The following is a 15,527-nucleotide window of genomic DNA, read 5'->3' on the forward strand; positions in this document are numbered from 1 at the left end:
CAGAAAAGAGAGGTGCGCGTCACGTTACGCGCGCGACCGGAAACAGGCAAGTAAGGCCCTGTAAAATTGTTATCTGCACATAGCTTTCAGCAGGCGGGGCTGCTATTGTCGCCGCGAAATCTCTGCCGGAGCGCTTCATGTTATGCCGCGACCAGTGCGGTGCCTGCTGCACCGCGCCCTCAATTTCTTCGCCTATTCCGGGTATGCCTCATGGCAAGCCCGCCAATACGCCCTGCGTTCAGCTGGATGCGCAGCAGCGCTGCCAGCTGTTTGGTTCGCCGCTGCGTCCGGCCGTCTGTGCTGGCCTGCAGCCTGGACCGGAAATGTGTGGCAGCAGCCGGAATGACGCAATGATCTATCTGCTGCAGCTTGAGGCAGAGACGGCACCCTGAAAAGCTGTAAGCCTGCTGAAAATCTGCCCCAACCGCCGCCTTTACTTTCAGCAAACTCATCAGCTGAGGCGTGCGAAAAATCTTAATTTCCCGATGAAGTGTGCGTAGCGTCAAAGATCTGTTCTTTGGTTTACGCATTTGCTTGCCTCGAAGAGCCGCCTGTACCATATTCCCTGAAACGTTTCAGCGTTGTAGTTGCGGCTAAGTGGCTGTGATGCAGCGTGTTTTTTCGCCATTAAGCTGAAACGATTCAATTCAGCAAGCGAGGAGAGATATGTTCCAGCTCGAAGTTCAGGCCATCCATACCGGCGCCACGGCACAGACAAAAGAAGACGCTATTCGTCAGGTTGCCGCCGCGCTGACCGCAGCAGGCAACGTTGCTGAAGGCTATGTCAGCGGCATGCTGGCTCGCGAACAGCAGACCAGCACCTTTCTCGGCAACGGCATCGCTATTCCACACGGCACCACCGACACCCGTGACCTGGTGCTGAAAACCGGCGTACAGGTTTTTCAGTTTCCCCAGGGCGTAGAGTGGGGCGAAGGGCAGATTGCCTATGTGGCTATCGGCATCGCCGCTAAATCAGATGAGCACCTGGCGCTGCTGCGTCAGCTGACGCATGTGTTAAGCGATGACAGCGTGGCAGAGCAGCTAAAAACGGCCTCTGCTGAGGATCTGCGTGCGCTGCTGATGGGTGAGAAGCAGGGAGCTGAATTTACCTTTGATACCTCGCTGATTGCGGTGGATGTCGCGGCGAGCGATCTGATCACGCTGCAGGCGCTGAATGCCGGTCGTCTGCAGGCGGCAGGCGCGGTTGACGCCGCATTTATCACCGACGTTATCTCCCGCACGCCGCTGAGTCTGGGGCAGGGGATCTGGCTGAACGACAGCGCGCAGGGTAACCTGGGCAGCGCTGTCGCGGTAAGCCGCCCGGCGGTGCCGTTTGACCGGCAGGGCGAGCGCGTGGCGCTGCTGCTGACGGTTGCCGCAGTGGATGAGCGTCCGCTGGAGGTGCTGGGCTACCTGAGTAACCTGCTGCAGAACAATAAAGCTGAACGTCTGCTGAAAGCGGATGCAGCCGGCGTACTGGCGCTGCTCACCAGCGAAGTGGATGAAGCCGCTGAAGTGCTGACCGCAGAATTTACCATTCGCAATGAGCATGGCCTGCATGCGCGTCCGGGCACTGCGCTGGTCAGCGTTATCAAGCAGTTTAACAGTGATGTCACGGTTACCAACCTTGACGGCAGCGGTAAGCCCGCTAACGGCCGCAGCCTGATGAAAGTGGTGGCGCTGGGCGTGAAGAAAGGCCATCGCCTGCGCTTTACCGCCAGCGGTGATGATGCGCCGCAGGCGATGCAGGCTATCGAAGAGGCCATTAATTCCGGTCTGGGCGAGGGGGCAGCATGAGCCGTCGCGTCGCCACCATTACGCTGAACCCGGCGTATGACCTGGTTGGCTTTACGCCGGAGATAGAGCGCGGTGAAGTCAATCTGGTCAAAACCACCGGCCTGCATGCAGCAGGCAAAGGGATCAACGTTGCTAAAGTACTCAAAGATCTCGGCATCGACGTCACCGTCGGCGGCTTTCTTGGCCGGGAAAATCAGGATGGCTTCCAGCAGCTGTTCAGCGAGCTGGGAATAGCCAATCGCTTTCAGGTCGTGCAGGGGCGTACCCGCATCAACGTAAAGCTTACAGAGAAAGATGGCGAGGTAACCGACCTCAACTTCTCCGGCTTTGAAGTAACCGCGCAGGACTGGGAGCGCTTTACCGCAGATTCACTCACCTGGCTCGGCCAGTTCGATATGGTCTGCGTCAGCGGCAGCCTGCCGGGCGGCGTGACGCCAGAGGCGTTTACCCGCTGGATGAGCGATCTGCGTACGCTCTGTCCGTGCATCATTTTTGACAGTAGCCGTGATGCGCTGGTTGCGGGTCTGAAAGCCGCCCCGTGGCTGGTTAAACCAAACCGGCGCGAGCTGGAGATCTGGGCTAACCGCAAGCTGCCTGAATTGCAGGATGTGATTAACGCGGCGCATGAACTGCGCGAGCAGGGCATTGCTCACGTGGTGATCTCGCTCGGCGCAGAAGGTGCACTCTGGGTCAACGCATCTGGCGAATGGCTGGCAAAACCGCCGGTCTGTGAGGTTGTCAGCACGGTCGGTGCCGGTGACTCCATGGTCGGCGGCCTGATTTATGGCCTGCTGATGCGTGAATCCAGCGAACATACGCTGCGACTGGCTACCGCCGTGGCGGCAATGGCTGTCAGCCAGAGCAACGTCGGCGTAGCCGATCGTACCCGGTTGGCCGCGATGATGGCGCGCGTCGACTTACAACCCGTTAACTAACAGCAGGAGAGCGATGATAATGAAAACGCTGCTGATAAAAGATTCTTCACTGGGACTGGCCTCCGCACATCTGGCTATCGAACGTCTGCGTGCTGCAGCAGCACAGGCCGGACTGGAGCTGGTCAGCGCTGCCGCTGAAGCCGAACTGATTCTGGTTGCCGGCGACAATATTCCGGAAGATACGCAGCTGACGGGCAAATCCGTAGCGCGCGTTGATGTGCAGCAGGCGCTGCGCGATCCTCAGGCGGCGATAGCACAGGCGCAGGCAAACGCGCAGCGCTGGCAGCCCGCAACCGCACCGGCAGCCGGGGCTGCCGCAGCACCGGTTACGGCCAGCGCGCAAAAGCGCATTGTCGCCGTTACCGCCTGTCCGACTGGCGTCGCACACACCTTTATGGCGGCAGAAGCGATTGACGCGGAAGCGAAAAAACGCGGCTGGTGGGTAAAAGTCGAAACCCGTGGTTCCGTTGGCGCGGGCAACCCGATCACTCCGGAAGAGGTGGCCGCCGCCGATCTGGTGATCGTGGCAGCGGATATCGATGTGGACCTGGCGAAATTTGCCGGTAAGCCGATGTACCGCACCTCCACCGGCCTGGCGCTGAAGAAAACGGCGCAGGAGCTGGATAAAGCGCAGGCGGAGGCGAAAGTTTATCAGCCTTCCGGCAGCCAGAGCGCCAGCGCACAGGGCGACAGCAAAGAGAAAGCGGGCGCCTACCGTCACCTGCTGACCGGTGTCTCCTACATGCTGCCGATGGTGGTTGCAGGCGGCCTGAGCATTGCGCTGTCGTTTGCGTTCGGGATCACCGCGTTTAAAGAGCCGGGCACGCTGGCAGCAGCGCTGATGCAGATCGGCGGCGGCAGCGCATTTGCGCTGATGGTGCCGGTACTGGCAGGCTTTATTGCATTCTCCATCGCCGATCGTCCTGGCCTGACGCCTGGCCTGATTGGCGGCATGATTGCCACCAGCATCAATGCCGGTTTCCTGGGGGGTATTATCGCCGGCTTTATCGCCGGTTATGCGGCGAAGTTCCTGAGCAGCAAAGTGAAGCTGCCACAGAGTATGGAAGCCCTGAAGCCCATTCTCATTATTCCGCTGGTTGCGAGCCTGATCACCGGCCTGCTGATGATCTACGTGGTGGGTAAACCGGTTGCCGGTATCATGAGCGGCCTGACCAGCTGGCTGGCCAACATGGGCACCGCAAACGCCGTGCTGCTGGGCGCCATTCTTGGCGGTATGATGTGTACCGATATGGGCGGTCCGGTCAACAAAGTGGCCTACGCGTTTGGCGTCGGGCTGCTGAGTTCGCAAACCTATGCGCCGATGGCCGCGATTATGGCTGCGGGCATGGTGCCACCGCTGGCGATGGGTTTGGCGACGCTGGTTGCACGCCGCAAGTTCAATAAAGGGCAGCAGGAGGGCGGCAAAGCGGCGCTGGTGCTGGGTCTCTGCTTTATCTCTGAAGGGGCCATTCCGTTTGCGGCGCGCGATCCGATGCGCGTGCTGCCATGCTGCATCATTGGCGGAGCCGTGACCGGCGCCATCTCAATGGCGATTGGCGCGAAGCTGATGGCACCTCACGGCGGTCTGTTTGTGCTGCTGATCCCGGGTGCGATTACGCCGGTGCTGGGCTATCTGCTGGCGATTATCATCGGTACCGCGATTGCCGGTCTCGGTTACGCCGTGCTGAAGCGTCCGGAAGAGGAGCTGGCGAAAGCTGCGTAACCCGACGGACATAAAAAAAGGGAGCTAAGGCTCCCTTTTTTATTGTCCGCTATCCGGCGTGCTGCTCAGCTTTAAGCCAGGCGATCTCATCTTTCCAGATATCGGGATTGATGGTTTCCAGGATCAGCGGAATGTTATCAAAGCGCGCATCTTTCATCAGCCAGCTGAACACGGTTTTGCCGATGTTGCCTTCACCCAGACTGTGATGGCGATCGACGCGGCTGCCAAGGGCACTTTTGGCATCGTTCAGATGCATACCGCGCAGATAGTTAAAGCCCACCACGCGCTCAAATTCGGCAAAGGTAGCGACACAGTCAGCTTCGGTGCGCAGATCGTATCCGCCGGCGAAGGTGTGACAGGTATCAAGACAGACCCCCACGCGCGATTTATCCTCGACGTGCGCAATAATGGTCGCAAGATGCTCAAAGCGATAGCCGAGGTTACTGCCCTGGCCGGCGGTATTTTCAATCACCGCGACGACATTTTGCGTTTTATCCAGCGTGATGTTGATCGATTCGGCGATGCGCTTCAGGCACGTCTCTTCATCAAGCTGCTGCAGATGGCTGCCGGGGTGGAAGTTCAGCAGCGTCAGGCCAAGCTGGTCAGCGCGCTGCATCTCATCCAGAAACGCGGCGCGTGATTTCTCCAGCGCTTCGGCCTCCGGGTGACCCAGGTTGATCAGAAAGCTGTCGTGCGGCAGGATTTGCGCGGAAGAGTAGTTATACCGCGCGCAGGCGCTTTTGAACGCGTCAATGGTCTGCGCAGAGAGCGGTGCGGCTTTCCACTGACGCTGATTTTTTGTAAAGAGCGCAAAGGCGGTGGCCTCCAGCTCATGGGCGCGGATCACTGCCTGATCCACGCCGCCGGATGCGCTGACGTGTGCACCGATATATTTCATGCCGCTCTCCTGTATGGGCGTTAACTAAAGCAAGGCGCACATGATAGCGGAAGCGGCTATGCCATGAAATGTTGCACCAGCAAATTCAGCGCGCCGCCGCCGACGATGAGCCAGCAGAACATCATCAGCCCCAGCAGCAGCGGTTTTGCGCCCGCCTGTTTCAGCGCGGAGAAGCGCGTGGTCAGACCCAGCGCTGCCATCGCCATCGCCAGCAGCAGGTTGGCCAGCTGGTTCAGCGCGCTAACCACTCCGGCTGGCAGCAGCTGCAGTGAATTAACCAGCGCGACCGCGATAAACAGCAGTGCAAACCACGGAAAGCTGCGTGCAGACGTTGCCGTGCGCGGGCCGCGCTGCCGGAGCCAGCTGCCCAGCAGCAGCAGGAAAGGGGCCAGCATCATGACGCGCAGCATCTTGGTGATCACCGCCATATTCTCTGCTTCAGCGCCTATGGCGTGCCCGGCGGCTACTACCTGCGCCACCTCATGCAGCGTGGAGCCGGTAAAGATGCCAAACTGCGCGGCACTGACAGCGGGCAGCAGTGCAAACAGCGCGGGATAAAGCAGGATGCCGGCGGTACCAAACAGCACCACGGTTGCCACCGCCACCGCCACTTTCGAGGCGTCAGCTTTGACCACGGGTTCCGTCGCCAGCACCGCCGCCGCACCGCAGATGCTGCTGCCGGCACCAATCAGCCACACCGTCTCGCGATCCATCTTTAGCAGCCGGATGCCAGCCAGGCAGGTAAGCAGGAACGTTGTGCCGATAATCAGCGTATCGATAATCACGCCGCGCAGGCCGACGCCGGCTATCTGCTGAACGGTGATGCGAAAACCAAAAAGAATAATGCCGAGGCGCAGCAGGCGCTGTTTTGCCAGCAGCACACCGCTGTCGCAGTGGCTGGCGATACGCGGGTAGAAAGTATTGCCGGCAATAATGCCGCCAACGATCGCCAGCGTCAGCGCGCCCAGACCGGCGTGAGACAGCCACGGCAGCGAGGTAAGCCAGGCGGCGCAGCCTGCCAGCGCCGCCGTTAGTGCCAGACCCGCCACCACCCGGCAGGGCGGGAGCACCGGTTTTATTATGCTAAATTCAGCCATTAACCACCTCCTGAGTATGGCAATAGCCTGCGCCTCTCTGATATAAAAGTGAAATTGATAATATCTTTATAATCGACCGGAATAAGTGATAAGGAGAAAGGCTATGTTTGTGCGTCTGCGCCGCTGGGCAAAGCTGATTAAGCGGGATGTCCTGACGCTGTGGTTTGCCTGTCGCGACCCGCGTACGGCATGGTGGTTCAAACTGATGGCGTTTGGGCTGGTAGCCTATGCGCTCAGCCCGATTGACCTTATTCCGGACTTCATCCCGATTATTGGTCTGCTGGATGATGCCATCATTGTACCGCTTGGCGTGATTATTCTGCTGCGCCTGCTGCCGCGCGATATTCGTATCAGCAGCGCTGAACGCGCGGAAGTACAGCGCGCGCGCGGAGTAAAAATTGTCAGTCGCGCCGGATTTGGCCTGATCCTGCTGATCTGGATCGGCATTATCGTCTGGCTGATACAGCGCTATATGGCCTGAGGAGCAAGCATGCATATTACGCTACGCCAGATTGAAGTGTTTACTGAGGTGCTGAAGAGCGGTTCCACCACCCAGGCCTCGCAGGTGCTGTCACTGTCGCAGTCGGCGGTGAGCGCGGCGCTGGCGGATCTCGAAAACCAGCTGGGAGTACAGCTGTTCGATCGCGTAGGCAAGCGGCTGGTGCTGAATGAGCATGGGCGGCTGCTCTATCCGCGCGCCGTCGGACTACTGGAGCAGGCGGGTGAAATTGAGCAGCTCTTCCGCGAAGATAGCGGGGCGATCCGGCTGTTTGCCAGCAGTACCATCGGTAACTATTTGCTGCCGGGCATGATTGCCGCCTACCGGCGCGATTTTCCCGCACTTCCGCTGGAGCTGAGCGTCGGCAACAGTCAGGATGCGATTCAGGCCGTTGCAGATTTTCGCGTGGATATCGGCCTGATCGAGGGACCGTGTCACGAGCCGGATATCATCAGCACGCCGTGGCTGGAAGATGAGCTGGTGGTGTTTGCAGCACCCGACTCGGCGCTGCTGCAGCAGCCGGTGACGCTGGCAAGCCTGGCGGCGGCACCGTGGATCCTGCGTGAGCGCGGCTCCGGCACGCGTGAAATTGTTGATTACCAGCTGCTGTCGCATCTGCCGCAGTTTCAGCTGGGTATGGAACTGGGTAACTCCGAAGCGATCAAGCATGCGGTACGGCACGGTATGGGCATCAGCTGCCTGTCGCGCCGGGTCATTGCCGACCTGCTGGAAGCGGGCACGCTGGCAGAAGTGGCGGTTCCGCTGCCGCGCCTGACGCGCACGCTCTACAGCATTCACCACCGGCAAAAACATCTCTCAAACGCGCTCAACCGCTTTCTTGCCTACTGCTGTGAATAGCCGGCGGCGGCGGGTGCTGCTAATAATCGCCCGCCGATCATGAAGGTAACTAATAACCCGAGGTGAATGCTATACAGCGCAGGGTTAGCTGCTACAATCGCGCCTTATTTTTATCCGGCATAGCGTTTACACATGCATAATGACTCAAAAACAACACAACAACCTGGGCTGCGCCGTGAATTAAAAGCGCGCCACCTCACCATGATCGCCATCGGCGGCTCCATTGGTACCGGCCTGTTTGTCGCTTCCGGCGCCACCATTTCACAGGCCGGACCCGGCGGCGCGCTGCTCTCCTATGCCCTGATTGGGCTGATGGTCTACTTTCTGATGACCAGCCTCGGCGAACTGGCTGCCTTTATGCCGGTTTCCGGCTCCTTTGCCACCTATGGCGCAAAATATGTTGAAGAGGGCTTTGGCTTCGCGCTGGGCTGGAACTACTGGTACAACTGGGCGGTGACCATTGCTGTTGATCTGGTCGCCTCGCAGCTGGTGATGAACTACTGGTTCCCCGATACGCCAGGCTGGATCTGGAGCGCCACTTTTCTCTGCCTGATGTTCCTGATTAACTTCATCTCGGTTAAAGGTTTTGGCGAAACAGAGTACTGGTTCTCGCTGATTAAAGTCGCCACCGTCGTTATTTTTATCGTGGTGGGGATTCTGATGATCACCGGTATTATGCGCGGTGCGGAACATGCAGGCTGGCACAACTGGACCGTGGGCGATGCGCCTTTTGCCGGCGGGTTTTCTGCAATGATCGGCGTGGCGATGATTGTCGGTTTCTCCTTTCAGGGCACCGAGCTTATCGGCATCGCCGCCGGTGAATCTGAAGATCCGGCCAAAAATATTCCGCGCGCGGTGCGGCAGGTTTTCTGGCGTATTCTGCTGTTTTATGTGTTTGCGATTCTGATCATCAGCCTGATCCTGCCCTATACCGATCCGCAGTTGCTGCATAATGACGTGACTGATATCAGCGTCAGCCCGTTTACGCTGGTGTTCCAGAATGCCGGTCTGCTCTCAGCGGCGGCGATCATGAACGCAGTCATCCTGACGTCGGTGCTTTCAGCGGGTAACTCCGGTATGTACGCCTCAACGCGCATGCTGTTTAATCTCGCCCGTGAGGGCAAAGCGCCGCGCATCTTTGCAAAACTCTCCAGAGGCGGCGTGCCGCGCAATGCGCTGATTGCGACGACCGTAGTAGCTGGTCTCTGCTTCCTGACGTCAAAGTTTGGTAATCAGGAAGTTTACCTGTGGCTGCTTAATACCTCAGGTATGACCGGTTTTATCGCCTGGCTGGGCATTGCCATCAGCCACTATCGTTTTCGTCGCGGCTATGAAGCGCAGGGGCGCGATCTGGCCGATTTACCTTACCGCTCCGGCTTTTTCCCACTGGGTCCTGTCTTCGCCTTTGTGCTTTGCCTGATTATTACGCTGGGGCAGAACTATCAGGCGTTCCTCGCCGACACCATCGACTGGTACGGTGTGGCGGCAACTTATATCGGTATCCCGCTATTTCTGATTATCTGGATGGGCTACCGGCTGACACGCGGCAGCCGCGTAGTGAAATATAGCGAGATGGAGTTCCCGGTTTTTAAACAGTAAAACCTGGCGTGGCGGCATTCCAATCCAGACGTAGGGGGCGCATTTTTGCGCCCCTGGTTTCAGGCGATTCACCCAACCCAGGGCGGCATCAATGCCGCCCCTACGCATTTATGCGTCCCTGGCATATTGATGCATCCCTGCCGGTTTGAGCTTTGTTACAGAGATATAATTGATAATTATTATCACCTGCTCTATTGTGTCAGCCGTTATGATTACGGCTATACAGGTAGACTCATGCGTACGACGGATTCCGTGCTGATAGCGGAACACCCCCCTGAAGCTGACACCCTGACACGTTATCGTCAGGTGCTGCGTCAGCGACTGCTGCTGACTGGCGTACTGGTTGTTGCTATTCTCGCCTCGGTTATTCTCGATTTCACCCTTGGCCCGGCCGGGCTTACGCTGGAAACGCTCGGGCAGACCTTGCTGCATCCGGCCGCGATGGATGCCGGTACCCGCGTCATCGTCTGGGATATCCGTCTGCCCTATGCGCTGATGGCCGTGGTTGTCGGGCTGGCGCTGGGACTGGCGGGTGCCGAGATGCAAACCATTCTGAACAATCCGCTGGCGAGTCCCTTTACGCTGGGCGTCTCTTCCGCTGCAGCCTTTGGTGCCGCGCTGGCAATTATCCTCGGCGTCGGTTTTCCCGGCCTCTCCGATCAGTGGTTTATCTCCGCTAACGCCTTTGTGTTTGCGCTGTTTGCCGCGCTGATGCTGGATGGCATTACGCGCTGGAGCAAAGTCTCGACCTCCGGCGTGGTGCTGTTTGGTATTGCGCTGGTATTTACCTTCAACGCCCTGGTTTCCATGATGCAGTTTATCGCCAGCGAAGATACGCTGCAGGGACTGGTGTTCTGGACCATGGGTAGCCTGGCGCGCGCATCGTGGGAGAAGCTGGGCGTGCTGAGCGCTGCGTTTGCGCTGCTGGTACCGTTTTCCATGCTCAGCAGCTGGAAGCTGACCGCACTGCGGCTGGGGGAAGATCGCGCCATTAGTTTTGGTATCGACGTGCGCCGTCTGCGACTGGCAACGCTGTTACGCATCAGCATTCTCTCGGCGCTGGCAGTAGCCTTTGTCGGCCCGATTGGCTTTATCGGCCTCGTCGCCCCGCATATCGCCCGCATGATGTTTGGCGAAGATCATCGTTACTATCTGCCCGCCAGCGCGCTGGTGGGCGCATTGGTGCTGTCGCTGGCCTCGGTTGCGTCGAAAAACCTGATCCCGGGCGTGATTATTCCGGTGGGGATCGTGACCTCGCTGGTCGGCGTTCCCTTCTTTCTGAGTATTATTCTGCGTCACCGGGGGAGCGTGTAATGGATTCAGGCTTACGTATTGAGCAGTTCAGCGCCGGTTACCCTAAGCGTCAGGTGATCGACAATCTGGACGTTGCCACGCTGCCGCGCGGCAAAATCACCGTGCTGCTTGGCCCGAACGGCTGCGGTAAATCCACGCTGCTGCGCGCGCTGGCGGGCCTGGGTAAAGGCGAGGGCGCACTCTGGCTGAACGGCGTTGATTTAATGGCGCAGCCCTTCACGCAGCGAGCAAAGCGGGTGGTCTACCTGCCGCAGACGCTGCCGGCCGGGGTTCATCTGCACGTACTGGAATCGATTATCGTGGCGCAGCGCGCCTCGGGCGGCCTCCATAGTGCGGACAGCGAAGCAGAAATTATGGCGCTGCTTGAGCAGCTGGGTATCGCTCATCTGGCGATGCGCTACCTCGATCAGCTCTCAGGCGGGCAGAAACAGCTGGTAGGTCTGGCGCAGTCGCTGATCCGTCGGCCGGAGCTGCTGCTGCTGGATGAACCGCTGAGCGCGCTGGATCTCAACTATCAGTTTCACGTGATGGATCTGGTACGACGCGAAACCCGGCTGCGCAATATGGTCACGGTGGTGGTGGTGCACGATATCAATATTGCGCTGCGGCATGCTGACCACGCGCTAATGCTGAAGCAGGGCCGGCGTCTGGCGGATGGCATACCCGCAGAGGTGATTACGCCGCAGACGCTGGCGCAGGTGTATGGCGTGCGCGGCCGGATTGAGCACTGCTCGCAGGGCATGCCGCAGGTAATGATTGACGGGCTGGTGGCAGAGTCGCTGATGTAAGGCAGGGCGCGCAGGCTGCGCGCCCTGTGCAGCATCGCCCTGCAGGGCGATGCGGTTATACCAGCAGATGTTTCGCGTGAAAGCGCAGGTGATCTTCCACAAAAGTGGCGATAAAGAAGTAGCTGTGGTCGTAACCCGGCTGAATGCGCAGCTCCAGCGGGAATCCCTGTTCGCGCGCAATCGCCTCAAGGCGCTCCGGACGCAGCTGGTCCGCGAGAAACTGATCGCCGTCGCCCTGATCGATCAGCAGCGGCAGACGCTGCTCCGCCTCCTGCATCAGCAGGCAACTGTCCCATTCCCGCCACGCCTGGCGGTCGTCGCCGAGATAGGCAGTAAACGCCTTTTGCCCCCAGGGGACGTCGCAGGGATTCACAATCGGTGCAAAGGCTGAAGCGGAAGCAAAGCGTCCGCCGAGGCGCAGTGCCAGTACCAGCGCACCGTGTCCTCCCATTGAGTGGCCCATAATCGACTGCCGATCGCTCAGCTTGAAGTTATCCGCCAGCAGCGCCGGCAGCTCCTCGCTGAGGTAGTCAAACATACGATAGTGCGCCGCCCACGGCTGCTGCGTTGCGTTGAGATAGAAGCCGGCGCCCTGGCCGAGATCGTAACTCTCATCGTTAGCCACCGCGTCCCCGCGCGGGCTGGTGTCCGGCATAATCAGCACCAGACCCAGCTCTGCGGCCACGCGCTGCGCGCCCGCTTTGGTGGTGAAATTTTCGTCGCTGCAGGTCAGTCCGGCGAGAAACCAGACCGCAGGCGGCGGCGTATCAGCTTTGGGCGGCGGTAAAAAAATGCTGAACGTCATCGGGCAGTTCAGCACCGATGACTGATGTCGCCAGCGTTGTTGCCAGCCGCCGAAGATGCGGTGTTCTTCCAGCAGTTCCAGCGTGGATGCCATAACGCCTCCGGTTATTTGTTGAAGTGCACCACAGAGCGAATCGATTTCCCTTCGTGCATCAGATCAAAGGCGTCGTTGATCTCATCCAGCGCCATGGTATGGGTGATGAAATCGTTCAGCGCAAACTTGCCATCCAGATAATCCTGCACGATACCCGGCAGCTGGCTGCGGCCTTTCACGCCGCCAAACGCGGAACCCCGCCAGACGCGGCCCGTGACCAGCTGGAACGGGCGGGTGGAGATCTCTTCACCGGCACCGGCCACGCCGATGATGACCGACTCACCCCAGCCTTTATGACAGCACTCCAGCGCCGAACGCATGACGTTGACGTTACCGATACACTCAAATGAGAAATCGACGCCGCCATCGGTCAGCTCAACGATGACATCCTGAATAGGCTTATCGTAATCTTTCGGGTTGATCAGGTCGGTGGCACCCAGCTTGCGCGCCAAATCAAATTTGCTGGTATTGATATCAATAGCGATAATGCGGCCCGCTTTTGCCATCTGCGCACCGATGATCGCCGAGAGGCCAATACCGCCGAGACCAAAAATTGCCACGGTGTCGCCCGCTTTAACTTTAGCGGTATTCATCACCGCGCCCATGCCGGTGGTCACGCCGCAGCCCAGCAGGCACACCTCTTCCAGCGGAGCTTCTTTACTGATTTTCGCCAGCGAGATTTCCGGTACAACGGTGTACTCGGAAAAAGTAGAGGTGCCCATATAGTGGAAAATAGGCTGGCCATCTTTAAAGAAGCGCGTAGTGCCATCCGGCATCAGTCCCTTGCCCTGGGTGGCGCGGATCGCCTGGCAGAGGTTGGTTTTGCCGGAGAGACAGAACTTACATTTGCCGCACTCCGGGGTGTAGAGCGGGATAACGTGATCGCCCACCGCCACGCTGGTAACCCCTTCGCCTACCGCTTCCACTACACCGCCACCTTCATGACCGAGAATGGCCGGGAAAACGCCTTCAGGATCTTTGCCGGAGAGCGTATAGGCGTCGGTATGGCAAACGCCGGTAGCAACGATGCGTACTAACACTTCGCCTTTCTGCGGCGGCATCAAATCCACTTCTTCGATTTTCAGCGGCTCGCCAGGTGCCCAGGCAACGGCGGCACGGGTTTTAATCATGTTCATGCAATCCCTCTTGCGGTAGATGCGGGCCAGTGGCCCTGGTGGTCATTACTTATTTCAGCAGCGTCTGCTCGCTGTCCGGCAGCGGATGCAGCAGGCCGTCGTGCTGTGGCCGGTCATCAAACATATCAATAATCAGGTATTTCAGCGCCTCGACGTTTGGTGTAAACGCATCGCGTCGCCACATCAGCCAGGTAGCGGTATCGCGATAGAGCGGCGGCAGCGCGTGCTCCTGTACCCGCTCGCGCGCCGGCATCTGCGCCAGCACGGAGGCGGGCAGCATTGCCACGCCGCCGCCGCCCGCCACGCAGGCAACCATCGCGTGATAGGACTGGATCTCCATGACGTTGCGCGGTGCGCTCTGGCTGTCGCGGTACCAGCTCTCCAGCCGGGTGCGGTAGGAGCAGCTGTTGCCAAAGGCAAACAGCGTATCCTGCTGGGTATCGCGTGCGCTGAGGATCGGCGGATGTTCAGGGCTGGAGATCAGCACCATCTCTTCGCTGAAGGCGATACAGCCGTTCAGGTCATCATAGGGAGCCGGACCATCAACCAGCGCCGCCGCCAGCGTGCCGGCGCGCACTTTGTCGATGATATCGCCCGATGTGCCGGTCACCAGGGAGAGCGCCACCGCCGGGTAGCGCTGATGATAGGCGGCCAGCAGCGCCGGCAGGCGGGTAGCTGCCGTGCTCTCCATTGAACCAAAAGCAAAATTGCCGCCTGGCTCACCGGCGCGGGCGATATTCAGCGCTTCATCGCTCAGCGCCAGAATACGGCGGGCGTAGTTGAGAAAATTATGCCCCATCGGTGACAGACGCATGCGCTGCTTCTCGCGGATAAACAGGTCAACCCCGATCTCCTCTTCCAGCTGGCGCAGGCGCGTAGTGAGATTAGAGGGCACGCGATGCAGCTGTTCAGCGGCACGCGCCAGAGAACCGGTATCGGCTACACAACAGAACATTCGCAGCTGAACTAAATCCATCTTCTCATCCCGTAAACAACAAGTGCAATGTTATTCATATTTTGTGAGTCTAAACTGCCCGCCGGCGGCTGGCAAGTGCGTTATTGCCGCTTTTGCAGTTTAGCCAGGCGCGCTGCTGATAAGTGTAGTGATAGCGACAGCAACAGCCGCTTTTTTGCGCCTTTTGGTGCCGCGCACGCGCACGTGCTGATTGCCAATCAGATTGATTACTGGATTAAGCCTGCGTTGTGTTTCACAATACGCGCTCAGAATTTCCCCCGCGGGCTATGTTCCGCGGGCGCATCACCTGCCGGAGAATGAGAACGATGAGCACCTTAAGTCAGGAAGCCGCCCTGGTTCATGAAGCGCTGCTGGCGCGCGGTCTGGAAACGCCGTTACGCGCCCCGGTGCGCGAAATGGATAGCGAAACGCGCAAGCGTGAAATTGCCGGTCACATGACGCAAATCATGCAGCTGCTGAATCTGGACCTGGAAGATGACAGCCTGATGGAGACGCCGCATCGCATCGCAAAAATGTATGTGGATGAGATTTTCTCAGGTCTCGATTACGCCAACTTCCCGAAAATCACCGTCATCGAAAACAAAATGAAAGTGGACGAGATGGTGACGGTGCGTGACATCACGCTGACCAGCACCTGCGAACACCATTTTGTGATCATCGATGGCAAGGCGACGGTGGCCTACATTCCCAAAGACAAAGTGATTGGCCTGTCGAAAATCAACCGCATCGTGCAGTTTTTCGCCCAGCGCCCGCAGGTGCAGGAGCGGCTGACGCAGCAGGTGCTGGTCGCGCTGCAGACGCTGCTTGGCACCACTAACGTGGCGGTGTCGATTGATGCAGTTCACTACTGCGTAAAAGCGCGCGGCGTGAAAGATGCGACCAGCGCAACCACGACCACGTCGCTGGGCGGGCTGTTTAAATCGAGCCAGAATACGCGTCAGGAGTTCCTGCGCGCGGTACGTCATATCTGATCCCCAGGCGGCCCCGGTGCCGCCTTTTTTGATGGCTG

General features: G+C 58.9%; 15 protein-coding genes. 10 read left to right on the forward strand and 5 right to left on the reverse strand.

Annotation, left to right across the window (positions count from 1 at the left end):
* The first annotated feature begins 137 nt into the window (after positions 1 to 137).
* The 4 genes from FS690_RS00780 to fruA all read left to right on the forward strand — a co-directional run bounded on the left by FS690_RS00780 (position 138) and on the right by fruA (position 4,455).
* Complete coding sequence (locus FS690_RS00780) at positions 138 to 392, forward strand: YkgJ family cysteine cluster protein (RefSeq protein WP_145338929.1); 255 nt, start codon at positions 138 to 140, stop codon at positions 390 to 392.
* Positions 393 to 666: 274 nt separating this feature from the next.
* Complete coding sequence (gene fruB / locus FS690_RS00785) at positions 667 to 1,797, forward strand: fused PTS fructose transporter subunit IIA/HPr protein (protein WP_094111138.1); 1,131 nt, start codon at positions 667 to 669, stop codon at positions 1,795 to 1,797.
* Positions 1,794 to 2,732: a 1-phosphofructokinase gene (gene fruK / locus FS690_RS00790; RefSeq protein ID WP_039385473.1), complete on the forward strand. Its 939-nt coding sequence runs from the start codon at positions 1,794 to 1,796 to the stop codon at positions 2,730 to 2,732. The genes fruB and fruK overlap by 4 nt, the downstream gene beginning before the upstream one ends.
* 19 nt (positions 2,733 to 2,751) lie before the next feature.
* Entirely contained in the window at positions 2,752 to 4,455 is a 1,704-nt protein-coding gene (gene fruA, locus FS690_RS00795) for a PTS fructose transporter subunit IIBC (RefSeq protein WP_071668035.1), read from the forward strand.
* A gap of 49 nt (positions 4,456 to 4,504) precedes the next feature.
* Here the strand turns inward: fruA and nfo are convergent, their stop codons facing one another.
* Both nfo and FS690_RS00805 read right to left on the reverse strand, forming a co-directional pair.
* On the reverse strand, positions 4,505 to 5,353 hold the full coding sequence (nfo, locus tag FS690_RS00800; protein ID WP_071668034.1) for a deoxyribonuclease IV: 849 nt from the start codon (positions 5,351 to 5,353) through the stop codon (positions 4,505 to 4,507).
* A 56-nt stretch (positions 5,354 to 5,409) separates the two neighbouring features.
* Entirely contained in the window at positions 5,410 to 6,450 is a 1,041-nt protein-coding gene (locus FS690_RS00805) for a YeiH family putative sulfate export transporter (RefSeq protein WP_145338930.1), read from the reverse strand.
* 103 nt (positions 6,451 to 6,553) lie between these two features.
* Here FS690_RS00805 and FS690_RS00810 point away from each other — a divergent pair, with 103 nt between their 5' ends.
* From FS690_RS00810 to FS690_RS00830, 5 genes are all read left to right on the forward strand, one after another.
* Positions 6,554 to 6,931 carry a YkvA family protein gene (locus FS690_RS00810; RefSeq protein WP_039385465.1) on the forward strand — a complete coding sequence of 126 codons (378 nt, stop codon included), beginning with the start codon at positions 6,554 to 6,556 and terminating at the stop codon, positions 6,929 to 6,931.
* 9 nt (positions 6,932 to 6,940) lie between these two features.
* Positions 6,941 to 7,807, forward strand: coding sequence for a DNA-binding transcriptional regulator YeiE (gene yieE, locus FS690_RS00815; protein ID WP_145338931.1), 867 nt, complete (start codon positions 6,941 to 6,943; stop codon positions 7,805 to 7,807).
* A 132-nt stretch (positions 7,808 to 7,939) separates the two neighbouring features.
* Positions 7,940 to 9,406 carry an amino acid permease gene (locus FS690_RS00820; protein ID WP_071668031.1) on the forward strand — a complete coding sequence of 489 codons (1,467 nt, stop codon included), beginning with the start codon at positions 7,940 to 7,942 and terminating at the stop codon, positions 9,404 to 9,406.
* Positions 9,407 to 9,640: 234 nt separating this feature from the next.
* Positions 9,641 to 10,720 carry an iron ABC transporter permease gene (locus tag FS690_RS00825; RefSeq protein WP_039385458.1) on the forward strand — a complete coding sequence of 360 codons (1,080 nt, stop codon included), beginning with the start codon at positions 9,641 to 9,643 and terminating at the stop codon, positions 10,718 to 10,720.
* Positions 10,720 to 11,508 carry an ABC transporter ATP-binding protein gene (locus tag FS690_RS00830; protein ID WP_094111860.1) on the forward strand — a complete coding sequence of 263 codons (789 nt, stop codon included), beginning with the start codon at positions 10,720 to 10,722 and terminating at the stop codon, positions 11,506 to 11,508. The genes FS690_RS00825 and FS690_RS00830 overlap by 1 nt, the downstream gene beginning before the upstream one ends.
* A gap of 55 nt (positions 11,509 to 11,563) precedes the next feature.
* Here the strand turns inward: FS690_RS00830 and fghA are convergent, their stop codons facing one another.
* From fghA to FS690_RS00845, 3 genes are read right to left on the reverse strand one after another with little or no spacing between them, the layout of a single operon-like run.
* A complete protein-coding gene (gene fghA, locus FS690_RS00835) occupies positions 11,564 to 12,406 on the reverse strand; it encodes an S-formylglutathione hydrolase (protein ID WP_104085208.1) in 843 nt (280 codons plus the stop codon).
* An 11-nt stretch (positions 12,407 to 12,417) separates the two neighbouring features.
* Positions 12,418 to 13,542: an S-(hydroxymethyl)glutathione dehydrogenase/class III alcohol dehydrogenase gene (locus tag FS690_RS00840; protein ID WP_039385441.1), complete on the reverse strand. Its 1,125-nt coding sequence runs from the start codon at positions 13,540 to 13,542 to the stop codon at positions 12,418 to 12,420.
* 49 nt (positions 13,543 to 13,591) lie between these two features.
* Positions 13,592 to 14,518, reverse strand: a complete 927-nt coding sequence (locus tag FS690_RS00845) for a LysR family transcriptional regulator (protein ID WP_039385440.1) — start codon at positions 14,516 to 14,518, stop codon at positions 13,592 to 13,594.
* Positions 14,519 to 14,823: 305 nt separating this feature from the next.
* Between FS690_RS00845 and folE the strand changes: the two genes are divergently transcribed.
* Positions 14,824 to 15,489 (forward strand): GTP cyclohydrolase I FolE, encoded by a 666-nt coding sequence (gene folE / locus FS690_RS00850; RefSeq protein WP_039385439.1) that lies wholly within the window; start codon positions 14,824 to 14,826, stop codon positions 15,487 to 15,489.
* Positions 15,490 to 15,527 lie beyond the last annotated feature (38 nt).

It is taken from the genome of Pantoea sp. PSNIH1 (assembly GCF_007680655.1).
Classification (GTDB): domain Bacteria; phylum Pseudomonadota; class Gammaproteobacteria; order Enterobacterales; family Enterobacteriaceae; genus Pantoea; species Pantoea eucrina.

Coding starts and splice junctions, on each gene's coding strand:
- FS690_RS00810 (WP_039385465.1), top strand. CDS start 6,554: ATGTTTGTGCGTCTGCGCCGCTGGGCAAAGCTGATTAAGCGGGATGTC.
- folE (WP_039385439.1), top strand. CDS start 14,824: ATGAGCACCTTAAGTCAGGAAGCCGCCCTGGTTCATGAAGCGCTGCTG.
- nfo (WP_071668034.1), bottom strand. CDS start 5,353: ATGAAATATATCGGTGCACACGTCAGCGCATCCGGCGGCGTGGATCAG.
- FS690_RS00780 (WP_145338929.1), top strand. CDS start 138: ATGTTATGCCGCGACCAGTGCGGTGCCTGCTGCACCGCGCCCTCAATT.
- FS690_RS00825 (WP_039385458.1), top strand. CDS start 9,641: ATGCGTACGACGGATTCCGTGCTGATAGCGGAACACCCCCCTGAAGCT.
- fghA (WP_104085208.1), bottom strand. CDS start 12,406: ATGGCATCCACGCTGGAACTGCTGGAAGAACACCGCATCTTCGGCGGC.
- yieE (WP_145338931.1), top strand. CDS start 6,941: ATGCATATTACGCTACGCCAGATTGAAGTGTTTACTGAGGTGCTGAAG.
- FS690_RS00820 (WP_071668031.1), top strand. CDS start 7,940: ATGCATAATGACTCAAAAACAACACAACAACCTGGGCTGCGCCGTGAA.
- FS690_RS00805 (WP_145338930.1), bottom strand. CDS start 6,450: ATGGCTGAATTTAGCATAATAAAACCGGTGCTCCCGCCCTGCCGGGTG.
- fruK (WP_039385473.1), top strand. CDS start 1,794: ATGAGCCGTCGCGTCGCCACCATTACGCTGAACCCGGCGTATGACCTG.
- FS690_RS00840 (WP_039385441.1), bottom strand. CDS start 13,542: ATGAACATGATTAAAACCCGTGCCGCCGTTGCCTGGGCACCTGGCGAG.
- fruA (WP_071668035.1), top strand. CDS start 2,752: ATGAAAACGCTGCTGATAAAAGATTCTTCACTGGGACTGGCCTCCGCA.
- FS690_RS00845 (WP_039385440.1), bottom strand. CDS start 14,518: ATGGATTTAGTTCAGCTGCGAATGTTCTGTTGTGTAGCCGATACCGGT.
- FS690_RS00830 (WP_094111860.1), top strand. CDS start 10,720: ATGGATTCAGGCTTACGTATTGAGCAGTTCAGCGCCGGTTACCCTAAG.
- fruB (WP_094111138.1), top strand. CDS start 667: ATGTTCCAGCTCGAAGTTCAGGCCATCCATACCGGCGCCACGGCACAG.